This window comes from Flavobacterium aquidurense, assembly GCF_001404985.1.
Taxonomy (GTDB): domain Bacteria; phylum Bacteroidota; class Bacteroidia; order Flavobacteriales; family Flavobacteriaceae; genus Flavobacterium; species Flavobacterium aquidurense_B.
In genome coordinates this window covers 155,966-181,379 of record NZ_JRLF01000009.1, presented here as the reverse complement: position 1 = coordinate 181,379, position 25,414 = coordinate 155,966, and the positions used below count along the sequence as shown (strand labels likewise).

22 protein-coding genes and 1 tRNA gene are annotated in these 25,414 nt (G+C 34.3%); 13 read left to right on the top strand and 10 right to left on the bottom strand.

Annotation, left to right across the window (positions count from 1 at the left end):
* The first annotated feature begins 112 nt into the window (after positions 1 to 112).
* Positions 113 to 889, top strand: coding sequence for a DeoR/GlpR family DNA-binding transcription regulator (locus RC62_RS06850; protein ID WP_055093890.1), 777 nt, complete (start codon positions 113 to 115; stop codon positions 887 to 889).
* On the opposite strand, the gene RC62_RS06845 is transcribed toward RC62_RS06850, so the two are convergent.
* From RC62_RS06845 to RC62_RS06810, 8 genes are all read right to left on the bottom strand, one after another.
* On the bottom strand, positions 886 to 1,956 hold the full coding sequence (locus RC62_RS06845) for a dipeptidase (protein ID WP_055093888.1): 1,071 nt from the start codon (positions 1,954 to 1,956) through the stop codon (positions 886 to 888). The two genes, RC62_RS06850 and RC62_RS06845, sit on opposite strands and share 4 nt — an antisense overlap.
* Before the next feature lie 129 nt (positions 1,957 to 2,085).
* Positions 2,086 to 3,201, bottom strand: coding sequence for a D-TA family PLP-dependent enzyme (locus RC62_RS06840; RefSeq protein ID WP_055093886.1), 1,116 nt, complete (start codon positions 3,199 to 3,201; stop codon positions 2,086 to 2,088).
* A 4-nt stretch (positions 3,202 to 3,205) separates the two neighbouring features.
* Positions 3,206 to 3,853, bottom strand: a complete 648-nt coding sequence (locus RC62_RS06835; RefSeq protein WP_055093885.1) for a bifunctional 4-hydroxy-2-oxoglutarate aldolase/2-dehydro-3-deoxy-phosphogluconate aldolase — start codon at positions 3,851 to 3,853, stop codon at positions 3,206 to 3,208.
* A gap of 9 nt (positions 3,854 to 3,862) precedes the next feature.
* Positions 3,863 to 4,891, bottom strand: coding sequence for a sugar kinase (locus RC62_RS06830; RefSeq protein ID WP_055094510.1), 1,029 nt, complete (start codon positions 4,889 to 4,891; stop codon positions 3,863 to 3,865).
* 261 nt (positions 4,892 to 5,152) lie between these two features.
* Positions 5,153 to 5,620: a RidA family protein gene (locus RC62_RS06825; protein ID WP_055093883.1), complete on the bottom strand. Its 468-nt coding sequence runs from the start codon at positions 5,618 to 5,620 to the stop codon at positions 5,153 to 5,155.
* Between the two features lie 4 nt (positions 5,621 to 5,624).
* A complete protein-coding gene (locus RC62_RS06820) occupies positions 5,625 to 6,944 on the bottom strand; it encodes a GntP family permease (protein WP_055093881.1) in 1,320 nt (439 codons plus the stop codon).
* A gap of 231 nt (positions 6,945 to 7,175) precedes the next feature.
* On the bottom strand, positions 7,176 to 8,705 hold the full coding sequence (locus tag RC62_RS06815; protein ID WP_055093879.1) for a SusD/RagB family nutrient-binding outer membrane lipoprotein: 1,530 nt from the start codon (positions 8,703 to 8,705) through the stop codon (positions 7,176 to 7,178).
* Positions 8,706 to 8,739: 34 nt separating this feature from the next.
* Positions 8,740 to 11,895, bottom strand: coding sequence for a SusC/RagA family TonB-linked outer membrane protein (locus tag RC62_RS06810; RefSeq protein WP_055094508.1), 3,156 nt, complete (start codon positions 11,893 to 11,895; stop codon positions 8,740 to 8,742).
* A gap of 232 nt (positions 11,896 to 12,127) precedes the next feature.
* Here RC62_RS06810 and RC62_RS06805 point away from each other — a divergent pair, with 232 nt between their 5' ends.
* Positions 12,128 to 12,895, top strand: a complete 768-nt coding sequence (locus RC62_RS06805; protein WP_055093877.1) for an amidohydrolase — start codon at positions 12,128 to 12,130, stop codon at positions 12,893 to 12,895.
* Here RC62_RS06805 and RC62_RS06800 read toward each other — a convergent pair.
* Entirely contained in the window at positions 12,892 to 14,580 is a 1,689-nt protein-coding gene (locus RC62_RS06800; RefSeq protein WP_055093875.1) for an Ig-like domain-containing protein, read from the bottom strand. The genes RC62_RS06805 and RC62_RS06800 overlap by 4 nt on opposite strands.
* Positions 14,581 to 14,751: 171 nt before the next feature.
* On the opposite strand from RC62_RS06800, the gene RC62_RS06795 reads away from it, so the two are divergent.
* The 5 genes from RC62_RS06795 (at position 14,752) to RC62_RS06775 (ending at position 19,395) form a co-directional block, all read left to right on the top strand.
* A complete protein-coding gene (locus RC62_RS06795) occupies positions 14,752 to 15,756 on the top strand; it encodes a hypothetical protein (protein WP_055093873.1) in 1,005 nt (334 codons plus the stop codon).
* Complete coding sequence (locus RC62_RS06790) at positions 15,716 to 18,088, top strand: hypothetical protein (RefSeq protein WP_055093871.1); 2,373 nt, start codon at positions 15,716 to 15,718, stop codon at positions 18,086 to 18,088. Before RC62_RS06795 ends, RC62_RS06790 begins: the two co-directional genes overlap by 41 nt.
* A gap of 15 nt (positions 18,089 to 18,103) precedes the next feature.
* A complete protein-coding gene (gene mce, locus RC62_RS06785; RefSeq protein ID WP_055093869.1) occupies positions 18,104 to 18,508 on the top strand; it encodes a methylmalonyl-CoA epimerase in 405 nt (134 codons plus the stop codon).
* A gap of 146 nt (positions 18,509 to 18,654) precedes the next feature.
* Positions 18,655 to 18,728: transfer RNA gene (locus RC62_RS06780), tRNA-Ile, on the top strand.
* A 448-nt stretch (positions 18,729 to 19,176) separates the two neighbouring features.
* A complete protein-coding gene (locus tag RC62_RS06775; protein ID WP_055093867.1) occupies positions 19,177 to 19,395 on the top strand; it encodes a hypothetical protein in 219 nt (72 codons plus the stop codon).
* A 36-nt stretch (positions 19,396 to 19,431) separates the two neighbouring features.
* On the opposite strand, the gene RC62_RS06770 is transcribed toward RC62_RS06775, so the two are convergent.
* Positions 19,432 to 20,022 carry a riboflavin synthase gene (locus RC62_RS06770; protein WP_055093865.1) on the bottom strand — a complete coding sequence of 197 codons (591 nt, stop codon included), beginning with the start codon at positions 20,020 to 20,022 and terminating at the stop codon, positions 19,432 to 19,434.
* 57 nt (positions 20,023 to 20,079) lie between these two features.
* Between RC62_RS06770 and pdxA the strand changes: the two genes are divergently transcribed.
* The 6 genes from pdxA (at position 20,080) to accC (ending at position 25,132) form a co-directional block, all read left to right on the top strand.
* On the top strand, positions 20,080 to 21,129 hold the full coding sequence (gene pdxA / locus RC62_RS06765; protein WP_055093863.1) for a 4-hydroxythreonine-4-phosphate dehydrogenase PdxA: 1,050 nt from the start codon (positions 20,080 to 20,082) through the stop codon (positions 21,127 to 21,129).
* A 106-nt stretch (positions 21,130 to 21,235) separates the two neighbouring features.
* Positions 21,236 to 21,787, top strand: a complete 552-nt coding sequence (locus RC62_RS06760; protein WP_055093861.1) for a YceD family protein — start codon at positions 21,236 to 21,238, stop codon at positions 21,785 to 21,787.
* 9 nt (positions 21,788 to 21,796) lie between these two features.
* Positions 21,797 to 21,991 carry a 50S ribosomal protein L32 gene (gene rpmF / locus RC62_RS06755; protein WP_007137315.1) on the top strand — a complete coding sequence of 65 codons (195 nt, stop codon included), beginning with the start codon at positions 21,797 to 21,799 and terminating at the stop codon, positions 21,989 to 21,991.
* Positions 21,992 to 22,165: 174 nt separating this feature from the next.
* The gene (locus RC62_RS06750) at positions 22,166 to 23,164 is read left to right on the top strand and encodes a beta-ketoacyl-ACP synthase III (RefSeq protein WP_055093859.1); all 999 of its coding nucleotides are present in this window, start codon (positions 22,166 to 22,168) and stop codon (positions 23,162 to 23,164) included.
* Positions 23,165 to 23,187: 23 nt separating this feature from the next.
* Complete coding sequence (gene accB / locus RC62_RS06745) at positions 23,188 to 23,673, top strand: acetyl-CoA carboxylase biotin carboxyl carrier protein (RefSeq protein WP_055093857.1); 486 nt, start codon at positions 23,188 to 23,190, stop codon at positions 23,671 to 23,673.
* 109 nt (positions 23,674 to 23,782) lie between these two features.
* Positions 23,783 to 25,132 (top strand): acetyl-CoA carboxylase biotin carboxylase subunit, encoded by a 1,350-nt coding sequence (gene accC / locus RC62_RS06740; protein WP_055093855.1) that lies wholly within the window; start codon positions 23,783 to 23,785, stop codon positions 25,130 to 25,132.
* The last annotated feature ends 282 nt before the right edge of the window (positions 25,133 to 25,414 follow it).

Here is a 25,414-nt window from a genome sequence, read left to right as displayed (position 1 = left end):
ATAAATGTCTTTAAAATAGATGAATTAACTTTTTTATTACGTACTGTTATAATTTGTTTCGCAATATTATTGCATTTATTGATTACATTTGCCTTAACAAAAACGAATTTGCATGAACAATGATAATGAAGTGGTAAATTACACTAAGGAAGAACGTAAAAATCTTATTTTAAAAGAGATAAATTTGCATACCCGTGTAAGTTTTGAAACGCTTTCGGCTAAATTATTTGTTTCAGAAGATACTGTAAGGCGTGATATAAACGAACTTGAATCAGAATCTTTATTGATTAAAGTAAAAGGTGGTGCCATGACAAAAGCCTATCATCATTCTTCATCAAATCAAACTTATGCAGGCGAATCCAAACAAATCATTGCGCAAAAAACCTTAGGTTTACTTCATGACGGAATGGTGTTGTTGATTGGCGGAGGAACTACAATTCGTGAATTCATTCGTTTAATTCCTGATGATTTAAATCTTACTATTTTTACTGTTACCGTTTTATCTGCGGTGGAACTTCTGGATAAACCCAATGTTAAAATTATAATGATTGGCGGAAGCATTTCATCTTACAGCCAAATGTGTGTGAGTGGCGATGTCTACAATCAATTGGCTAATATTAAAGTTGATTTATTAATATTAGGAACTAATGCTCTTGATATCGAAGGTGGTTTCTCAGATTCTGATTGGGAAACCGTTCAGGTAAAAAAAGCAATGATTCAGGCTTCTGAAAAAACAGCGATTCTGACTATTTCTGAAAAACTCGACACCGTTCTAAAAATGAAAATTGCCAACTTATCCGAGGTTGATTATGTGGTTACAGAAGTTGATCCAACCGACGAAAAATTACAGTCGTATAAGAAGGCAGTTCCAAGTTTAGTCTTTATTTAATCCCAATTTTTCATTAAGAAATTGATCCAGTTTTGGTGAAAGATTTTATTTAAATCTTCATCAGAATAGCCGTTGTTTTTAAAGATCAAAACCAATTTTTGTAAATCGGCAATGGTGTCTAAATCATACGGACCTTGTTCTGTGCCAAAAGCGCCATCCAAATCGGATCCCACACCAATATGATTGGCATTTCCGGCTAATTGGCAAATATGATCCATGTGTTTGAAAACCGTTTCGAGATTGCAATTGGTGCCTTTTGGTGTCGAAACGCCTCTTTCCCAATTCGGAACCAACATCCACGCATCTAAAGCACCGCCAATAACGGCGCCACGAGAAATTAAAGCTTTGATCATTTCGTCACTATATTGACGATTGTGATCAACCAGACTTCTGCAATTATTATGACTTGCCCAAACTGGTCCGTGATAATGATCTAAAGCTTGCCAAAAAGCATCGTCGCATAAATGTGTTGCGTCCAGAATGATGTTCAAACGTTCCATTTCTTTTAATAAATCCAGACCGTTTTGATTCATTTTTCCGGTTGCGTCCGTTCCGTTTGCGTAACGCCCGGGTCCATAATGCGCAGGACCAATGGCACGCAATCCGTAATTGTATGCTTTTTCTAAATATGAAACATTAATAATGGAATCTGCGCCTTCTAAACTCAAAATATAACCAATAGGTTTTTTATCGTTTGGAGTTCCATCATTCCATAAATCAATTTGTTTTAAAAGCGATTTTTTATCGGTAATGGCTGTGATTTCTCCGGCTTCTTCCATGGCTTTGTACCACGCAAGCTGACCTTGAGTTTGTGCCCAGGCTTGTTCAGGAGAATTCCAACCCGGAATAATACTGTCCGGTTTTACAAATCGTGCAATTTGAGTGGCTACAACAATACCAATATTGCCGCGTCGTAAATCTGGAAAAGAAACCGTTGCGCGTTCGCGATCTGGTTTGTCCGTCATTCCTTTTTCGAGATGACGCAAAGTTGGTACGTCATTTCTTAAATCTCGATTCCATTCCATCGCATTCATGCTCAGGTCTAAATGGGCGTCTATTATAAACATATTATTTTTTTTAAGGCACAAAGGTTCAAAGGCTCAGAGGTTTTCCAGACAAGTGTTATTATGAGGTCTATTCTCTTTCTTCTTCGCTTTATTTTCTATTCTTTTTTCTTTGTTCTACTTTTTCTGCTGCTAGATATTAATTTTTCTACTGCGGGCAACAACCAGCCATTGATCGCAAATTTCATGTTCCGAATTCACAACCTGAACCGAATCGTAAAGGGCGCAAGTTGGGCAAACATGATAAGGTTGTGCGTAAATGGTATCGCCAATAGCATACTCGTTTTTTCCTCTGTTTTCTATAATTAAATGTTCTTCTGAATGTGCCGTTGGGATTAGGTTTTCATCATTTAAAATCACTAATCTTTTATCGATTGGGTTTTCAGAAGCTACGGCTTTGTATCCAATATCAATACAAAAAGTAGCACTTGTTGGTTTTGAAATTATGGTTCCAACAATTACCAAAGCCGGTTCAAAATCTTGTTCCGGTAAATGAATTTGGTAATTCGAATCCCAAAAAACAAAAGTTCCGGGACTGCATTCTACATTTTCCTGAGTCGCATAAAACGGAAAAGTGTTTGATCCGCCAGCGACAATTTTTAATTCGTCCCCCAGTTTTTTATTAATAGTCTGAATTTCTTCGTTTATGCTAAAAAATAAATTCGAAGCAATATCAAATCGATGTTCTAAATCTCCTTTTAGATGACCATCATAAATATGAATTCCTGCAAAATCAATGTTTTTCAATAAAACAATTTCATCAATTAAATCTTTCCAGTTTTTAGAAACTGAGATTCCGGTTCTGTTCATTCCGGTATTTAAATCCAGATAAATGGTAAGTTTCAGATTGTTTTTTGCAGCACTTTCATTTAAGGCTTTCGCCGAATCTAAATTGTCAACAATAGTCGAAAAAGCAATATTGGGATATTTCTGAATCAATGAAATCCATCGTTCTTTTTTAGCACCAACAGGCTGATAGGCGAGAAGCACATCTTGAATTTCATGTATTGCAGCCAATTCCGCTTCGGCAATTGTTGCGCATTTTATTTTGTTGATGTTGTAGGTTTTAAACAAATCCAAAATTTCACCTATTTTATGCGTCTTGATGTGTGGTCTTAATTTTTGAGTTTCGCCATTTACTGCTTCAATTAAACGTTCAATATTCGACTGAATACGATTTTCGTAAACAGCTAAAAATGGCGTATCAATGCGTGTTTCGGAATTAATTTTCCACCAATTGTCTTGCATAACTTTAGTTTCTGGTTTTTTCTACAACTTCAATTAAATTTTGAAACGCTTCTAACGATTGCTTATAATTTAGGTTCAAAAGCATTTCTTTCGAAAATAAATTAGAACCAATTCCCACGCAAACCACTCCGGATTTGAACCATGATTTTAAATTGCTTTCTTCGAGCGTTACGCCTCCGGTTGGCATTATTTTCAAATTTGGGAACGGGGCTCTTATTGCTTTTACATATCCGGGACCACCAATTTTATCAGCAGGAAAAAGTTTTACAATTTCGGCCCCTAATTTATTGGCTTGCAATATTTCGTTTAATGTCGCAGCTCCGGGAATCCAGTAAATATTATTTTTGAAGCAATAATTTCCAATTTCCAGATCTGTATGTGGGCAAACGATACAATCTGCTCCAAGTAGATGAAACGTTTCGGCATCATCAACGCTTAAGATAGATCCAACGGCTATTTTTACATCAAGATTATTTGCTTTTTTAAAGTCTATCATTTGGCTAAAAACTTCTTTAGCATTATCTGCACGAGCAGCAAACTCGATAATTTTAATGCCAGCATCAGCCGCTGATTGTAATACTATTTGGGCTGTTTCAATGTTGATTTGGGTTACTAACGGAAGTACACCTTGCGTTTTTAATATGCTGTACATTTTCTTATTTTATCTATTAATTCTATTACTTGAGCCATTTTTGATGAAATGACTTATTTCGTTTTCATTTGTAATGGCAAAATCTCCGTGAATGCTTTGTTTGATTACGCTACAAGCTGTTGCCCATTCGATGGATTCTTGTCCGGAAAATTTATTCGATAATCCGTATAATAATCCAGCGTTGAAAGCATCTCCGGAACCAATTTGATCTGTTACAACGTGTATTTTATGTTCTTGAGTTTGGTAAAAATTACCTTCATGAATTAGTAAACCTTTGTATAAATGCGCCGGTCCATCTGATTTTCTAAAACTCATTGCTAATGTTTTTAGAAATGGCATTTTTACTTTTAATAATTCGAATGTTTTCTGAAAACGATTTTCATCCGATTCATTTTTATCGGTTTTAATTCCGAAATAAATTTCAATTGCGTCTAAATCGGCAACAGTAATTGTGCTGTATTGAAGCAAATCCGGCATAATTTCAGAAGGATGTTTCCCATATTGCCATAATTTTGATCTGTAATTAAAATCAGAAGAAATAGGTAAACCTTTTTTATGCGCCACAAGAATTGCTTCTTTACAAGCTAAACCTGCTTCGTTTGAAACTCCCGGACTTATTCCTGACCAGTGAAAGTGCGTAACATCGGCTAAAGCCAAATCCCAATTGATTTGATCTTTTTCGATAGTTGCAAAAGACGAATTGCTTCGGTCATAAATAACTTGTGATTGCCTGATTTGATTTCCGGCTTCAACAAAATACAATCCCAAACGTTCTCCGCCATAAACACATTTTGAAGTATTTACTTTGTATTTCTGAAGTTCGTTTAAGGCCAATTGTGCCAAATCATTTTCGGGTAATCGGGTAATATAATCGGTTTGAATTCCGAGTTGAGAAAGTAAAACACAAACATTTGCTTCGGCACCTCCAACATGAATTTTTATTTCATTGGCTTGTGTAAATCGGTTTCCATCTGCAACGCTCATTCGAAGTAATAATTCTCCAAAAGTTGCAATTCTAGTTTGTGGTGTTGTATTCATATTTTTGTTTTTTTGCCACGGATTATTATGATTAAAAAGATTTATAAACGTAGCGGTTAATTCTTTAAACACATAGAAACATAGTTTTTGAAAGTGTTGAAAAAAGGCATTTCACTTGCATTAATACACATAGCTATGTGTGAAAGCTGGCTTTTTTTACTTCCTTCTAGTTTACAAGTAAAAAATCTATGTTTCTATGTGTTAAAAAAAATCTGTGCGAACCTGTTTAATCCGTAAAACCCGTGGGCTAAATTCTTTAATCTAAAATAATTCGAAAACGGCTTCAACTTCAACAGGAATATTGTCCGGTAAAGAACCCATTCCTACGGCGCTTCTTACTCCAATTCCGTTTTCTTGTCCCCAAACTTCAGCAAACAATTCGCTACAACCGTTTATTACATACGGATGTCTCAAGAATTCGCCATTACAATTGACCATTCCTAAAACTTTTATAACACGTTTTACTTTATTCAGGCTCCCAAAATTGGTTACAATTGTAGAAAGCATTGTTAATCCGACTTGTCTTGCTGCTAATTTTCCTTCTTCGATATCCATGTCATCGCCAATTCGGCCAATGATTAGCGATTTGTCGTCGTTAACGGGCCCATGACCTGAAAGGTATAAATATTTACCATCAACTAAATAAGGTTTATAGATACCAAGTGGCTGAGGCGCCGGTGGTAATGATAAGCCTAATGTTTCAAATTTTTCTTGTGGTAATAAATTCATGATATTAATGTATTATAGAGTTTAAAATAAAAACGAAAATGATTCCTAAAACAGATACTAGAGATTCCATGACGGTCCATGATTTGAATGTATCTTTCAGGCTGATATTAAAATATTCTTTGAACATCCAAAAACTTGGATCGTTTACGTGTGAGCACATTAAGCTTCCGGCTCCAACAGATAAAACTAACAGGTTGGGATCTAGACCGGTAGTTTGTAACAAAGGTAATAAAACGCTGGCAGTCATTAATCCAGCTGCTGTTGCAGATCCTACACAAACGCGTATGATTGCCGCCATCATCCAGGCCAATAAATATGGATGAATGTTTGTTTGTGTTAATGATGCTACAATAGTTTCGTTTACACCGCTTACAATCATTACTTCTTTTAAACCACCCGCTCCTCCAACAATTAAAACAACCAAAGCAACATCTTTTATTGCAACGGCATAATCATCCATTACTGATGTAATACTTCTGTTCATTCTGATTCCTAAAGTATACGTACAGATTAATAGAGAAATCAGCATAATCATACTTGGTTCTCCAACTGTTTTGCAGATATTAACCAGAGTTTCATTTTTTGAAATCATAGGTAATATCGAAGTCAGTGTTAAACCGAAAACCGGAAATAAAGCGGAGAATAAACTCAATGAAAAACTTGGAAGTTTGCCTTCGTTTATTATTTCTTCGACATTCAGAATTTCATGATCTGATTCGGTTTTGATGTTTTTTAATAAATTCGAGAACAATAAACCTGCAATAAAAATGGTTGGAATCGCAATGATGATTCCGTAGACTAAAACGAGTCCGATATCAGCATTTAAAATACTGCTTAAAGCCATTGGAGACGGATGTGGAGGCAAAAAACCATGTGCCACTGAAAGCGACGCCAGCATTGGAATACCGAGATATACTTTTGAAAGCTTAAATTGATGAGCTACTGAGAAGATTAATGGAACTAACAAAACAAATCCAACACTATAAAATAGCGGTATCCCAACAATAAATCCGGTAATCATTAAACCAAGACGAACATATTTTTTACCCGTCCATCCCATAACTGTTTTGGCAATGACATTGGCGGCGCCTGATGAAACGGTGAGTTTACCAATACAGGTTCCAAAAACAATAATCAAGGTGATAGATCCTAACATTTCGCCTAAACCTTTTTGCACGGTTTGAGACAAAGTTTCTATTGGCAAGCCTAAAAATAAACCTGCTAATAAAGCTGTTATGATAAAGGCAATAAACGGATTGATTTTAAGCCAAGCTATCTGAATGATTAAAAACGCAATGCATGCCGTAAGAATTAAAATGCTCATTTATCTTTTGTATTAAGAGTTTTAATTTGTGTCGTTAGACACTTAATATTGGTAAAAAACATAAGTCACAATATCTGGCGTGCCGTAGGTACGCAATAGTTGTCATTTTGTTGCGTACCTACGGCACGCCAACGAATTGAAACTTTATGATTACCAACATTAAATGCCTAAAGGCACATTTTTTCTACCAATATTAAATACCTAAAGGCATATTTTAACTCTTGATTTCTATTATTTATCCCACCACATTCTGGTTGTAAAACTATCTTCGCCCTGACGTTTAACTGCTTCTGCTAAGTTAGTTGAATTCACTGAATATTCACTGGTGGAGTATTTCAAACGTCTTGGTATTGTGCCGTTTGTAACGTTTCCTGAAAAATTTACAGGAACTAAAACTGGATAACCCGTTCTTCTCCAGTTGGCATAAATTTCTTGCTCATCTACAAATAAAGCAACATAAATCTGAGTATGAATTTGATTCATTTTGTCTTCAAAAGATCCTGATGCATTATATGGGTTTAGAGTTAAATATGGTGTTGCGTCTGGAATTGCATATGCAGCTCCGTAAATTCCCATGTTTAAGAAGGAAGCTTTTACACCTTTTTCATATAAATCCTTATCTGTTTCACCAGAATACCATCCTCTTACAGCAGCTTCGGCTAAATATAAATTAGTTTCGGCATTACTCAAAAGAACTAGTGGCGCATCGTATTTAAAAATAGTGCTTTGATTAGGCTCAGAATAAGTTGCTTGTTCAACTGGTGTTGGCGCTATTTTAGTTCCGTTTGGAAAACCTTTTTGCGCTGCAAGAGTTGTATTTTGTGCTGTTCCCTGCCAAACGCCTGAATACACACTAATTCTTGGGTCGGCAGTTGTTTTTAATAAATCGATGAAGGTTTTAGCTAATTTTCCGCCTTCAACATTTTTTTGGCCGTATGATCCTGCAGTGAAATCCTGTCTTCTGGCATCAAAGCCAACCGGGTTTCTGTTGAAGTCATTTGGTCCGTCTGTATATTTCATGATTGCATTATCGCTTCCGTTAAGGATAACTCCGCCAGCAATAGCTTTGGTTACCCATATTTTAGATAATGCAGCATCTACTTTGCTTAATCTTAATCCCAAGCGAAGCATTAAGGAATAAGAGAATTTTTTCCATTTGGCAACATCTCCATCATAGATAAAATCGGCTTTGCCAAAACTTGGTTTCGCAGGATCTAATGCTGTTGCAGCTTCATCTAATTCTTTTAATAAATCTTTATAGATGAATTCCTGAGTATCATATTTAGGAAGAAAAACTTGTGAACTAGTTGCCTTTGCAGCATCTGAGTACGGAATATCTCCATATAAATCTGTAATTCTGTGATATAAATATGCTTTCCAGATTCGGGCAATATTAAGTCTGTTGCTATCTGCAGGATTTGTTTTTAAAGCATTAATTACAATTTCGGTTTCATTTAAAGCCGTTGGATATAACTGATTAAAATAAGCTGAAAAATAAACTTCATTGCTTAAATATTTATCGCCAACTCCAGATGCTTCCTTATAAGTAGCATAATGTTGAATCATACCTCCACATTCTAGAATATTGGTAAAAAAATAATTATTGTTTAAACCGTCTAATTGTGCTTTACTGAAAATGTAATTTGGATTTGGTTTTTCGACCACATTTGGGTTGGTATTTATTTCTTCAAAATCCTTGGTACAGCCTGTCATACTTGCTAAAAGTATGCCTGTTATATATAAAATGGATATCTTTTTCATGTCTTTTAATTTAAAAATTAGCAATTAAGTGAGTTTAAAATTTTACATTTAAGCTTAAACCGAAACTTCTGGTTTTTGGCACTCCAAATTGTTCTACACCCTGAGCATTTCCGGCACTAAATACAGATTCCGGATCTACGTTTGGTGTTTTCTTGTAAAGAATGAATAAGTTTCTTGCCACGAATGAAATCGAAGCTCCCTGAAGTTTAGATAATCCTTTGATGCTTTGAATAGGCAAATCATACCCCAGAATTACTTGTCTTAATTTTACAAAGCTTGCATCGTAAACAAATGTTGAGGATATGTTTCTTAAACCATCATAATAGGTTCTTAAGTTTTCAGGTCCAATAACCATGTCAACCGGATTTCCATTTGTGTCAACACCTTTTATAGGTAATCCGTTTTCACGACCTTCAAGAGTTAGTTTTGTCAATCCCATACGGGTTCCGTATAAATCAGTTCCTGAATATAAACTTCCCCCAAATTTACCGTCGATCAAAAAGCTGAATGATACTGATTTGTATTTAAATTCATTGCTGATTCCCGCTGCCCAGGGATGAACTCCCTGACCTAATTCCTGAAGTGGTCCTTGTGCTATAGTTGCTGATCCTCCGCTTACATTGTAAACAGTGTTTCCGTTAGCATCTACGCGTGGTTTGTATCCTTTTATAATACTGTATGGGCGGCCAACATCACTTGTTATGGTTACATATCCGTTTACAGATGTTGCCATAGTAATGGAGTTTAGCTGATCTGTAAGGGCTTCAACTGTGTTCTCATTATAAGAGCCGTTGAAACTTGCATCCCAGGAAAAACTTTCAGAATTAATGATTTTTCCACTCAATAAAACTTCAACTCCTTTGTTTCTCATTTTTCCAAGATTCAATAAAGCAGAGCTTGATCCTGAAGCGTTTGAAATTGTAGTTTCGACAATGTCATTTGTTGTAGCGCGGTTGTAGTAAGCAAAATCAAGATTTAAACGGTTGCGGAAAAATCCTAAGTCAGTTCCAATTTCAAAAGTAGTAGACGTCAACGGGCTTAAAGTTGGGTTTGAAACTCTTGTACTTGTTGGTCCTTGCAATTGCTGGCCATTATGTCCGCCCTGAATCATAGAATAAGATTGGTTCAATGCATAAGGATCTGGTGTTGCACCACCAACTTGTGCCCATGAACTTCTTAGTTTTGCAAACGAAATAAATTGTGGCATTGTAACAATATCTGATACGATTATTGCTGTTCCTACCGAAGGATAAAATACCGTATTATTTTCTTTCGAAAGTGTTGAGAACCAATCCTGACGACCTGTAATGTTTAAAAACACAATGTTTTTATAGTCAAAATCTGCGGCTCCGTAAACTGAATTTGTTTTGGTTTTTCCGTAAGGATAACTATAGGTAAGAGTAGATAAATTGCTTAAAGCATAAAAATCATCTAATACGAAATTTGATCCTTCAACTCTGGTTTCGTCTCTTAAATTGGTTCGGGAGTTAACTCCAATTAAAGCGTTTAAAGAGAAATTATCAACAATGTTTTTCTTGGTATAATTAAGAATAGCTTCAGAATTCAGGTTAGATATTTTCATTCTTGAACCTTGTGCGTATCCAACAGGATTGTTTAAAGTAGTTTTTGGGATATAACCGAAGAATTCATAATCTGTAAAATCCTGACCAATTCGACCCTGAAGAAATAACTCAGGTGTAAAGTTTAACTTCACATTCAACATTCCGATAAAACGATTTTTAGTATCGCTGTTTTTAATTTTATTGACAACAAAATATGGGTTTGTAGCGACAGCAACAGGATTCCACGCTTCTTCTACGCCATTTGCATCATAACCCGGGGCAAGATTTCTAATATCAACTGTATTGGCGATCATATAAGTTCCCCAGTTTGGATTTGCTTCAGCATCAGAAACGGTAACTCTGTTGTTTGATTTTTCTAAATTATATTGTGCTACAACATCAAACTTCAGCCAATTTGTTAAATTAACATTACTCGCCATGTTGATGCTTTTTCTATTAAAATCTGAATTGGGTACAACACCTTTATTTTCCATGTTAGAAAAAGAAAGACGTCCGGTTGCTTTTTCATTTCCTCCGGATAAAGCCAATGAGTTGATAAAAGTAGTTCCTGTATTATAGAAATTTTTAATGTTGTTTTTTTGAGCAACATATGGTCGCGCTACACCATCAAACTGTACAACGTCTGTTCCGTCAATTTTTGCTCCCCATGACCAGCGTCCGTCAGCAATGGCTTCAGCCTGAGTGGTTGGTTTCTTTCCGTTTGCTCCTGAACCGTATTCATACTGCCAATCTGGTGTGATCGATGGCGTTTCAAACGTAAATGAAGTGTTATAATCAACCCCGATTCCTTTTTGCGCGGCACCTCTTTTGGTCTGAATCAAAATAACACCATTTGCAGCATTTGCCCCATATAATGCGGCGGCAGTTCCGCCTTTTAAAACCGTAATGGTTTTAATATCATCTGCATTTATAACAGAAGTTCCGTCACCTCGGTCAACATTGATTCTGGTAGATCCCGGACCATTTCCTATTCCCGGTAAGTTTAGCTGTGTGTTATCAATTGGCAAATCATTCACTACATACATGGGCTGGTTATTTCCGTTTAGCGAACCATTTCCTCTAATTACAACTCTGCTTGAACCGTTAGGTCCTGTTGCAGTGCTGCTTACATTTACACCCGCAATTTTACCTACTAAGGCATTGGCAATGTTGGTTTCTTTTGCTTTTGTAAATTCTGTTCCTTTTAGTTCAGTTACAGCATATGCCACAGATTTGCTGCTTTTTTTAACCCCTAATGCTGTTACTAAAACCTGATCTAAAACATTTTCGGCAGGTTTTAAGCTTATGGTTAAGTCTTGCGTATTGTCTAATTTGAATTCTAAAGTTCCATAACCCATATAAGTAATGATGATGTGAGTTTCGTTCTCCGGAACATTTAGTTTAAATTTCCCGTTTTCATCCGTTATGGTTGCTATTTTAGTATTGCCTTTTGCATAAATGGTTGCGCCGGCAATTGGCATTCCGTCGTCCTGACCAATTACTTGGCCTGAAATTTCAATCTGACTGCTTTTTTGTTCAAAAAGGTGCTTTTTTATTGCAGCCTCTTTTGCATTTGCTGAGAAGATCATCCCCCCAATAAATACTAATGAAATTAGCTTTGTTTTCATAATTGTGTGGTTTTCATGTTTTTTTGGTTTTTGTTGGCGATCAAATATATATAAATACTTTTCACGTTTGCATATTTTTTGCACAAAATGCATATTTTTTGCAATATTTTTTATTGAAGTATTTTTAATATCCAAAAGATCTCCCATTTTAAGAGATGTTTTGAGAAATTTTTGCAGATTACGTTTTTTATGCAAAAAATAATTTTAATCTTAAAATTCGTATTTTTGAACTATGAAAATCGCACTTATACAATCAGATCTTTATTGGGAAGACGCTTCTAAAAACAGAAAAAACTTTGAATCGAAAATAAATCAGATCGATTCTGAAGTTAATTTAGTGGTGCTTCCGGAAATGTTTTCAACTGGATTTACCATGAATGCTGAGCAGGTTTCTGAAACTATGCAAGGTGAAACGGTATTATGGTTGCAAGATTTGGCAAAACAAAAAAACTTCGCCATTACGGGAAGTTTGGTTATTGTCGAAAATGGAAAGTATTACAACAGAATGTTATTCGTTTTTCCGTCAGGAGAGATTCAGTATTATAACAAGCGTCACTTATTTACATTAGCGGGTGAAGATAAATTCTACACAAACGGAAATGAAAAAGTAATCGTAGAATATCTCGACTGGAAGATTTGCTTACAGGTTTGTTATGATTTAAGGTTTCCGGTTTATGCAAGAAATGTAGAGAACTATGACTTGCTGTTATACGTTGCAAATTGGCCAAAAGTGCGAACCAATGCCTGGGATGCTTTGCTAAAAGCAAGAGCAATCGAGAATTTAAGTTATGTAATTGGCGTAAACAGAGTAGGATTAGACGCTAATAATTACGAGCATATCGGACATTCGCAAGTAATTGATTTTCTCGGGAATTTTATTCTCGAACCTCAGGAAACCGAAGCTGTTTTTGTGGTTGATCTGGACAAAAAAGCAATGTTGGAAACACGGGAAAAACTGGATTTCCTGAGTGATAAAGATATTTTCGAAATTAAAATCTAAAACGCTTTTCGTTTCTTGGCATCTTCTTTTTTCTTTTTATCCAGTAGTTTTTTCTCCACCTCAGGATTAAAAGGAACGCTTAAATCAATAGCCTGATCTACATCCCAGTTTGTTCTTACGTCAACATCACCCTGAAAATAAAAGACTTCTTCAGCATATGTTTTATTTAAGAAACTTCCGGAATCGTACATTTTGTTTTTATTGTCATCGTAGATAATTCTAACTGTAAAGATTTCTGGTACAAGCAAGTTGAATTCAAGTTTGGTTTTGCCTTCAGAATAATCAGTGGCATATACCATATCTCCCTTTTTATTGGTGATTTCAACAATTATAGGAAATCGTTTTACGTTTTGTAAATTCAACACCAGATTACCATAATCTGAGTATTCTTTTGTCGTTAATTTATAATGGAGTGTGTCATTTGTCTTTTCATAAAAGTCAGTCAAAGCACCCGGAAAAAAGGTGAAGTTGTATTTTTGTACTGGTTCTTTCTTGAAATCGAAATATAATTTTTGTTCATATTCATCATATTCCGTAGTAAAATCTACGGCAACAGAATCTTTATTCACCAGCCTGATTTTTGACTTATCAAATTTAACAAGCGGGGTTGCAGATTCCAGTGTAAAACGTTCCCTGAAGTTTAGCGTTCCGCTTTGTACGGCAGTTATATTTAAAGTGTCTTTTTTTTGATCCTTAACTTTAAAAGTGAACTTTTTATCATATTTATCCCTGCTGATTTCCATAGATAATGAATCTGCTTTTATGGGTTTGTACCAAACTTGCAGGGAATCTTTTTTAGGAAAAGCAGTTACAATAGTTTCGAGAACTTCATTGTTGTGTTTTAGAACAATCTTGGGTTTCGAGGTTTTAAAGTTCTGTTTTCCTTCGTAAGGCAAAAATACTCTGTTACCAGATGCCTGAATTGGTTTGAAAGCTTTTAGCGGAAGCGTTTCTTTAAATAATTCCAACTCAAATACCGTGTCATTTGGCACCGTGATATAATGTTTAAGAAATCCAATTTTGTCATCTTTAGGATTGTATCTGTTATTACTGCCTTTGTCTTTCAGTGCAACGAGTAAATATTTTCCGGCTTTTAAATTTTCTAATTTAAAAGTTCTCAAACTGTCCAGCGTATTTGTGATATATCTTGGGCTTTGCTTGTAGATTACAGAATCCTTATAAGTATCATTTACTTCATAAAGCATTACAGATACAAAATTGTCAACATTTTTTTCGTAAGCATCCCTAATTTGTCCGCTAATAGATAACGAATCAATATAAGATCCTGTAGAAAAAATATATTTGAATTGATTGATCGCATTTCCTTCGTTATTATCTGCTATACTTTGCCCAAAGTTGAAGCTATATGTAGTATTAGGCTGTAAAGTATCTTTTATTTTTATCGTAATAACTTTGCTTGCATTTGTAGGCAGGATCAATGGCTCCTGCTTCATTGGAGGTGAAATAATAAGCTGTTTGTTTAAATTTTTAAGCTTAACATATTCATCAAATCCTAAAATGATTTCATTTCCTTCAAAATTAGTGCTGAAGTTTTTAGGTGAACTATATTTTAAAACCGGAGCAAGAGTATCTTTTAATCCGCCGGTAATGCTGCCTCGTTTTGCACAGCTGAACATTAAAAATACCAGTAAAAAGGAAATATATCTGAAATTGTTTTTCAACATAGCAATTTTGAATTTGATTGCACAAAATAACGATTATATTTGCTTTAATTGAAATTTTTTATCCATTTATTAGGATTTATAGCTTTTGTTTCCCCGCTATTTTTTTGAATTTGAAATCATCGACAGGATATAATTTCTTACTTTTGATTTTAAATATAATTTTCCCCCGTTTTGATAAAAAGATTTTACGTTGGTTTGCTGGTTTTTTTACTGATCTCTTGTGGTAAAAATGAAAAGCCAATTGTAGCTTTTTATTACTGGAAAACCATCTTTAAGCTATCCCCAACAGAAAAGGAAGTATTGAAGGATAATGAAGTGAGTAAACTTTATATTAGGTATTTTGATATTGGTTTGCATCCACAAACAAAAGAACCAATTCCTGTAAGTCCTGTTCGTTTTCTGGAAAATACCGATAAATTTAATATTGTTCCGGTCGTTTTTATTCAAAACAAAGTTATGCTGCAGCCTCATCCTGATATAGAAGATTTGGCAGAAAAAACAATTCGTTTAATTGAAGAAATCAATACTAAGAACAAAATTGTTTGTCAGGAAATTCAAATCGATTGCGACTGGACTTTGAAAAGTAAAGACAATTATCTTAAATTTATAGAACGTTTTAAAAAGCTGTCGCATAAAAAGCTTTCAGCGACAATTCGTTTGCATCAGGTCAAATATTTCAGAAAAACAAAAATTCCAAATGTCGATTCAGGTGTTCTTATGTATTATAATATGGGAACAATTGCGCCCGATTCCCTGAATTCGATTTACAGCAAAAAAATTGCTGACAGATATCTGCAAAGTTTAAAGAAATATCCTTTACATCTTGATTTTGCTTTACCAATATATTCCTGGGCAGTTCATATCAGAGATCAAAAAGTGATTGGTTTACGCTCCAAACTAAATATTAGTGAGCTAGGTAAAGATGCTAATTTTGAGAAAATTGGTACTATATTTTTTAAGGTAAAACAATCTAATTATAAAAATGGAGTTTTTTATGAAAAGAATGATCTGCTGAAAACAGAATCAATTTCATCAGAAGATTTAAAAGAAATGGCCCATGATTTAGATGATAATTTAGCTCAGGCCCCAAAAGAAATTATATTTTACGATTTAGACGAATTCAATATTAAAAACCATGAAAAGAATATTTTTAAACAAGTTATTTCTTGTTTCTAGTGCTGCTTTACTTTCTGTTTACGGAATAATTTATGCGTGCGGAGGAGGTGATGACTGGGACTTTTTTAGCTATAACTCTAATTTTACGCCAGAAACATTTACGGATAAATCGTATTCACCACTTTTTTTATCAGGTTCTATTTTCTACGGAATTGGTTATGATACCCAGCATAATTCCAGGTTTAATGAAGATATAAAATCAGACTGGGCAAATTATCTAAAAGGGAAAGTAGATACGGCAACCGTAAATTATTTTTTAATTGGTGATGAAACGCCAATGTATTCTTCTGAGAAAAAAACACCCCAAAACAAAACTGATATTACGCAGCTTCACGTTTTCTTTAAAAATAAAAAAGAAAATCAAACTTCGTTAAAGTGGGGTAAAAAAATTAATCTGAAAGATGCGAAAGTAAAAAGCTTTATCGAGTTTTTATATTTGGCACAAAAAATAGAAACAGTATCAATTAATACGGACTATTGGAGTTATGATCCTGTTGTGGCTAAAACTTTTGATGATTTGAAAATGATTCAGTCCATCGAAAATGTTTACAACACGACTTCAGATTCATTCCTGAAAAACAGGTATTGGTTTCTTACTGCAAAAGCCTATTTCTATAGTAGTAACAAGAAAAAAACAATTGAATTTTTTAATAAAACTGAAGCTTCTGTAGCTAAAAATACGTTGTATTACCGCGCACTTTCTTATGTAGCGGGAATCAACTATCAACAGAAAAAATATGCTTCGTCTAATTATTTATATGCACAAGTATTTGATAAATGTCCTGAACTCAGGATTGTAACGGCGTATAGTTTTCATCCTCAAAATGATGCCGATTGGAATAAGTCTTTGGCAATGGCTAAAAACAACAAAGAAAAAGCAGCTCTTTGGGCAGTGCATGGTTTTTATAAAGATGAAACTCAGGCAATAGGAAAAATTTATGAATTAGATCCTAAAAGCGAACACCTGAACTATTTATTGACCCGCTTGGTAAATAATCAGGAACAGAGTTTAAATAATTCGTTTGAGACAAAAGTAAACTCTGATGATTATAGTTCGCCCGCACTTAAGCAATCAGTTGCTGAAAACAGAGAAGCAAATAAAGTTAAGATTAATACTAAAGCATTCGATTTAGTGGCTAAAATTGCTGCTGCCGGGAATACAGAGAAACCCTATTTATGGGATATTTCTTTAGGATATTTACAAACTTTAAAAGGAGATTATGCCGCTGCCGATACTAATTTGAATAAGGCAGAAAAAACAATGCCTAAAACAGAATTGGCAAGTTATCAGTTGAGGTTGCTACGTTTTGTAAATAATATGAGCAAAATAGAGAAGCTTACGGATAAAAATGAAAAAACAATCCTGGCAGACTTGAATTGGCTATATCAGGAACTTCCTAAAACATATAAAGGAGAAGAATTTCGTTATCAAAATGCAGCTCAGTGGAGTAAAAATTATTTAGCCGCTTTATACAGAGCAAAATCAAATCCGGTTATGGTAGAATTGTTTGGCGGGGATTCTCACTCTAATTCTTACTATTGGGGCGGGGGAAATGCTTTTTATGATAACGAAAAGAATTTGTTAGATATGAAATCATTTTTGGCAAAGCCAAATAAAACTGAAATAGAGAAAATTGGTGCCGGAATTTATAATTTAAAATTAAAAGACATTAATAGTTTTCAGGCGATTCAGGCAACTTTTGAAAATAAAATTCCGGAAGCAATTGCTTTTATTCAACAAACAGATTCAGTTCAATACTACACTTTTCTGGGAAATCCGTTTAACGGGAATATAAAAGATTGTCATGATTGTGATCACGAGGCGTATCAAAAGAAGAAATACACCCAGATTGATTTCTTAAATACGATAAAATCAATGCAGGATAAACTGGCACAGAAAGAAGATGTATATACAAATAGTTTGTTGTTGGGAAATGCATTTTACAACATCACCCATTTTGGTAACGGAAGGACTTTTTATGAGGTTAGTATTGTAGGTTATGGTTCAAGTCCATATTCGTTTAGGGATTCAATGAAAAAAATGATTACCAATTGTGATGTTCCTAAAATGTATTATCAAAAAGCACTTGAAGCCGCCACAACAAAAGAGCAAAAAGCAAAATGTATTTATATGCTGGCTAAATGCGAGCGTAACGAATATTATAACAATAAGTATAATAGTGTAAAGAATTGGTGGGATGCAAATGATGATAAAATTAATTTTATTGCCTGGAATAGTTTTAAAACCTTAAAAAAGGACTATTCAGATACGAAATACTATCAGGATGTCATTGCAGAATGTGGTTATTTTAATACATATATTAATCAGTAACTATAATTGAATGTTATGGTAAATAAAATAGAACATATAGGGATTGCGGTTAAAAATATGGATGATGCAAATGTATTGTTCGAAAAATTATTGGGAGTTCCGTCCTATAAAATGGAATCTGTAGAAAGTGAAGGAGTTTTGACTTCTTTTTTTCAGACAGGAGTTAATAAAATTGAACTTTTGATGGCGACAAATCCGGAAAGTCCAATTGCGAAGTTTTTAGAAAAAAAAGGAGAAGGGATTCATCATATCGCTTTTGATGTAGAAGATATTCATGCCGAGATTGCCCGACTTAAAAATGAAGGTTTCGTATTGATAAATGAAGTTCCAAAGAAAGGTGCCGATAATAAATTAGTAGTTTTTTTACATCCAAAAAACACAAATGGCGTTTTAGTCGAGCTTTGTCAGGAAATTAGATAAAAAAATGTGTTTCGACTATTTTAAATAAGGTGTTGAAAATCAATTATGTTTTGAAAAGGCTGACAATTATTTGAAATTAAATAGAAATCATATCCCAAAATATTTGGAGTGAATTAAAAATAGTAGTAATATTGCATCCTCAAACCGGTCCTATAGCTCAGCTGGTTAGAGCACCTGACTCATAATCAGGTGGTCCCTGGTTCGAGCCCAGGTGGGACCACAGTTTAAATCAAGCCTTTACAGCAATGTAAGGGCTTTTTTATTGATTCTCTTCATGAGTTTTATTGAGCTGGATTATAGATTAAAGTCAGTCAAAACTTTTGTGTGTCTTTGGTTATTAAAATGTAAAATTAATGATCCGGATATATTTTGATAGAGAAGTAATAATTTTTTTTGAGTAAATTCGTTTGTTATAAAATCCAAATTTTCAATTTATACGTAAATGATTGTAAAATGATTTTAGAATAAATTGTTGTTTTTTGGGTTTATTTCTTACGCCAAAAAAGAAAAGGCAGTTTTATTAAGTTTTTTTGATTTAAATCTTGTGTTTTTGCAAAAAACTTATACATTTGTCGAATAATTAAGCGTAAGCCCCTGTTTTTGTGCGAATTATATTAAAATAAATAAATTTAGCAACCTACCTTGCTGTATAGCAGCATGTTAAAATTATGAAGATAAAGACTATTTTTTTTGCGTTGTTTTTCACTTTGATTAATCTTACGGTTTTTGCTGCTGAACCACCTGTTCCAATGCAACCTATGGGTGTTCCGGTTAATCCTCCAACGAGTGATATAAATCAAGATATACTATTATTATTGGTGTCTGCCTTATTTTTAGGACTTTACACGGTATATAATCAAAATTTAAAAAGAAAAGCTTCAATGTAAATTGAAGCTTTTCTTTTGTAAAATAGTTTTTGAATTTTATTTGTTGATAGAATAAAGTCTTGAGATGTATTTTCCAACAACATCAAATTCTAAGTTTATTTTTGTTCCAACTTCAAAATTTTTGAAATTAGTATTTTCAAAAGTATAAGGAATGATCGAAACGCTAAATTCATTTGTTTTAGAGTTTACGACAGTCAGGCTAACTCCGTTAACGGTTATAGAACCTTTTTCGATGGTAATGTTGCTAAGGTTTTTATCATACTCAAAAGTATAATTCCAGCTTCCGTTTGCTTCTTCTATTTTAATACAGGTTCCGGTTTGATCTACGTGACCCTGAACAATATGTCCGTCGAGACGATCGCCAAGTTTCATGCCTCTTTCCAGATTTACAATATCGCCCGCTTTCCATTCTCCAATATTTGTTTTTAAAATGGTTTCTTCGATAGCTGTTACCGTATAAAATGAATCTTTTATAGCTACAACCGTTAAACATATACCGTTGTGCGATACACTTTGGTCTATTTTTAATTCGTTTGTAATTGAAGACTCTACTGTAACATGAAGATTGCTTTGGTCTTTCTTTATTTCGTGAATCCTTCCAAGGGTTTCTATAATTCCTGTAAACATTGTTGTTTTATTTTACTAAATTTGCACATCAAAATTAGTAATAAATAACCTGAGCTCATGAATAAAAAAGCAGAAAATATAATTGTTGGAATTTCAATTGGAGATTTAAACGGTATTGGAAGCGAAGTTATATTAAAAACATTCGAAGATTCTCGTATGTTAGAAATGTGTACACCGGTTATTTTTGCAAATGCCAAAATACTTTCATTCGTTAAAAAAAGCTTTACTTCTACAGTTCAATTTCACGGAGTTGATAAATTAGACCAGGTTGTACCCGGAAAGGTAAATGTTTATAATCTCTGGAAAGAAGGTGTTGATATTAATCTGGGTACAAATGATGAGAAAATTGGTGAGTATGCCATTAAATCATTTGTTGCAGCAACCAAAGCCTTAAAAGAAGATTTAATTGATATTTTGGTCACAGCGCCAATTAATAAATACAATATCCAGTCAGAAGATTTTAAATTTCCCGGACACACTGATTATTTAGATCAGGAATTAGAAGGAAATGCACTAATGATGATGGTGCAGGATAATTTGAGAATTGGTTTGTTGACAGATCATGTGCCTTTAAGTGAGGTTTCGTCGCATTTGACTGAAGAATTAATTACACGAAAGATCGAAACTATTAGAAAGTCCCTAATTCAGGATTTTAGTATTGTGAAACCAAAGATTGCTGTTTTAGGATTAAATCCTCATGCCGGAGATGGAGGTGTGATAGGAAAAGAAGATGATCTGGTTTTGAAGCCTGCATTAAAGAAAATATTCGATTCCGGAACTATGGTTTTTGGCCCTTTTCCTGCAGATGGCTTTTTTGGAAGCGGTCAATATGAAAAATATGATGCTATTGTAGCAACTTATCACGATCAGGGATTGATTCCTTTTAAAACATTATCTTTTGGAAAAGGAGTAAATTATACAGCGGGTTTAAATAAGATCAGAACCTCGCCGGATCACGGTACAGCGTATGATATTGCTGGAAAAGACATGGCAGATTTTAATTCGTTTAAGGAGGCAGTTTATCTTGCAATAGATATTTTTCACTCGCGTAATCAGTATGAGGAGATTAGTAAAAAACCTCTTAAAATAAAAGAAAAACAGTTATAAACAAAAAAAGGTGAATAAGATTATTAGTTTTATAATAATTTTATATCTTTGCACCCCAATTCAGGTATCTGATTTTTAGATTTGGGTTGGTGAAATTGATGTTGAAATGAGCAAAACAAAAGAATTTTTAATTCCTTTCATAGGGTTAAAGCTAGGAAAACACCATTTTGAGTATCAAATAAGTAACGCGTTCTTTGAGAACTTTGATTACGATGAATTTCAAAGTTCAGATATCAAAGTTGGTTTAGTTTTAGATAAGAAAAGCAACATGTTAGAGTTGGAATTCAAACACAAAGGTGCTGTAAACGTTCCTTGTGATCTGACAGGCGAAGATTTTGATCTTCCTATAAAAGGGAAAATGAAATTAATTGTTCGCTTTGGAGATGAATTCAATAACGATAATGAAGAGTTGTTGATCCTGCCACACGGAGAGCATGAAATAGATGTTGCACAATACATTTATGAAATGATTGCGCTTTCGGTACCACTAAAACGAGTTCATCCAGGAGTAAAAGACGGAAGTTTGCATACTGAAGCTTTGAAAAAATTAAATGAACTGACCGTAAAAGAAGTCAAAGAAGAGAAACAAGAGAGTAAAAAAGAAGAAGATATTGACCCGCGTTGGGACAAATTAAAGCAACTATTAACGGATAAATAATATAGTAAAATGGCACATCCTAAGAGAAAAATCTCGAAAACAAGAAGAGATAAGAGAAGAACACATTATAAAGCTACTGTAGCTCAAATCGCTACATGTCCTATTACTGGAGAAGCACATTTATACCACAGAGCTTACTGGCATGAAGGTAAAATGTATTACAGAGGGCAAGTTGTTATCGATAAATCTGTAGCGGTTGCTTAATACGTTTTTGTAAATGATACTAGAACTCTCACATAGTGAGAGTTTTTTTTGTTGGTTATAATTTTCTGTTTTTAAGAAAATGCATACAAATTCATTTCGTTTTTTTTTGTAATTTTCAAGTCTTTTAAAAATTTTTCAGATACAGCCGTACCTGAAACGAAATAATAGAATATAATGAATACAATCACAGCCGCAATTACCGCTGTTGGAGCTTATGTTCCTGACTTCGTTCTTTCGAACAAAGTATTAGAAACAATGGTCGATACCAATGACGAATGGATCACTACTCGTACTGGAATTAAAGAAAGAAGGATCCTGAAAGATGCTGATAAAGGAACGTCGTTTCTTGCGATAAAAGCAGCACAAGATTTAATTGCGAAAGCAAATATTGATCCTTTAGAGATTGATATGATTATCATGGCAACAGCTACAGCAGATATGCCGGTAGCCTCTACAGGAGTTTATGTTGCTACAGAAATTGGGGCTACAAATGCATTTGCATACGATTTGCAAGCTGCCTGCTCAAGTTTTTTATACGGAATGTCAACTGCTGCAGCATATGTGCAGTCAGGGCGATACAAAAAAGTACTGTTAATTGGGGCAGATAAAATGTCATCAATTGTAGATTATAAAGATAGAGCAACTTGTATTATTTTTGGAGATGGAGCGGGAGCCGTTTTATTCGAACCAAATTATGAAGGCTTAGGCTTGCAAGATGAATACTTACGAAGCGATGGTGTAGGACGCGATTTTCTTAAAATTCCTGCCGGAGGTTCTCTAATACCAACTACTTTAGAAACCGTTCAAAACAATCAACACAATATTATTCAGGACGGAAAAACCGTTTTTAAATATGCCGTAACAAATATGGCTGACGCAAGTGAATTGATTTTGAAAAGAAACAATTTGACAAACGAAGATGTTAACTGGTTGGTGCCGCATCAGGCAAACAAACGTATTATAGATGCTACTGCAAGCAGAATGAATCTTGAAGAATCAAAAGTATTGATGAATATCGAAAGATATGGTAATACAACTTCGGCTACTTTGCCATTGGTATTAAGCGATTTTGAACACCAGTTCAAAAAAGGAGATAATATTATTTTTGCCGCTTTTGGAGGTGGATTCACTTGGGGATCTATTTACCTAAAATGGGCTTACGATAAGAAATAAATTAAAACTAAAAACAAATCATTATGGATTTAAAAGAAATTCAAAACCTAATCAAATTTGTAGCAAATTCGGGAGTTGCAGAGGTAAAGTTAGAAATGGATGATGTAAAAATCACTATCAGAACAACTTTAGAAGGAAATGTAACTGAAACTACTTATGTACAACAATTGCCTGCTCAGGCTGCATTGCCTCAAGCAGTTGCTCCTCAACAAGCGCCAGCTGTTGTAAACGTAACTAGCGAAGCATCTGTTCCGGCAGAAGATTCTAAATTCATTACTATTAAATCTCCAATTATTGGAACTTTTTATAGAAAACCATCTCCGGATAAACCAGTATTTACTGAAGTAGGAAGTACTATTTCTAAAGGTGATGTTCTTTGTGTAATTGAAGCAATGAAATTATTTAACGAAATCGAGTCGGAAGTTTCAGGTAAAATTGTAAAAATTCTTGTTGACGATATGTCTCCTGTAGAATTTGACCAGCCTTTATTCTTAGTTGATCCATCATAAATAAATTTAGATTTTAGATTTTAGATTTTAGAAGGATTCACAATCAGTTTTTGTTAATCATCTAAAATTATCTAATTATCAAATTGTCTAATTATCTAATTAAAATAAGATGTTTAAAAAAATATTAATTGCGAATAGAGGGGAAATTGCACTTCGTGTAATTCGTACATGTAAAGAAATGGGAATCAAAACTGTAGCAGTTTACTCTACAGCCGATGCTGAAAGTCTGCATGTTAAGTTTGCTGATGAAGCGGTTTGTATTGGTCCTCCTCCAAGTAACTTATCGTATTTGAAAATGTCAAATATTATTGCCGCTGCAGAAATTACAAATGCAGATGCAATTCATCCAGGTTATGGATTTCTTTCTGAGAATGCTAAATTCTCAAAAATTTGTCAGGAACACGGAATCAAATTTATTGGTGCCGCTCCTGAAATGATTGACAGGATGGGAGATAAAGCTTCTGCAAAAGCTACAATGAAAGCAGCAGGAGTTCCATGTGTACCAGGTTCAGAAGGATTATTAGAATCTTTTGAACAAACACAAAAATTAGCTAAAGAATTTGGTTACCCGGTAATGCTTAAAGCAACTGCCGGTGGTGGTGGAAAAGGAATGCGTGCAGTTTGGAAAGAAGAAGAATTATTGAAAGCATGGGAAAGTGCTCGTCAGGAAGCTGCTGCAGCATTTGGTAATGACGGAATGTACATGGAGAAACTTATTGAAGAACCACGTCATATCGAAATTCAGGTTGTTGGAGATTCTTATGGAAAAGCATGTCACCTTTCTGAAAGAGATTGTTCTGTACAACGTCGTCACCAAAAACTAACTGAAGAAACACCTTCGCCTTTCATGACAGACGAATTGCGTACTGCAATGGGAGAAGCTGCTGTAAAAGCCGCTGAATTTATTAAATACGAAGGAGCTGGAACAGTTGAATTTTTAGTGGATAAACACAGAAATTTCTACTTCATGGAAATGAATACCCGTATTCAGGTAGAACACCCAATTACGGAACAAGTTATTGATTACGATTTAATTCGTGAGCAAATAATGGTTGCAGCGGGAATTCCAATTTCTGGAAAAAACTATTTGCCGGAATTACATGCTATCGAATGTCGTATTAATGCTGAAGATCCTTATAACGATTTTCGTCCTTCACCAGGAAAAATTACTACACTTCATATGCCGGGAGGTCACGGAGTTCGTTTAGATACTCACGTTTATTCTGGTTATACGATTCCCCCAAATTACGATTCAATGATTGCTAAGTTAATTACGACTGCTCAATCTCGTGAAGAAGCAATCAGCAAAATGCGAAGAGCTCTTGATGAATTCGTGATCGAAGGAGTTAAAACTACAATACCTTTTCATAGACAATTAATGGATGATCCAAGATATATAGCAGGAGACTACACAACTGCTTTTATGGATACATTTAAAATGAAACCTATAGAAGAATAATATAAAGGCTGTCAATTTTGGCAGCCTTTTTTTATTTACAAATTATATATCAAACCCGACAAGTTTTAAAAACCTGTCGGGTTTATTGTTTCAAAAGATAGCGGTAAACACTATTTGTGTATACTTTTTACACAGTATTTCATAAAATTACACACTTTTTCACAGTATAGTTTTTTGGCATAATGTTGTTAAAGTCTTTAAAAATAAGGATTTACAGGGTTGGAGAGGTGGTATTTTAGTTGCGGCATAATTATTTCATTATCTAAAGCGTAAACAACTAGT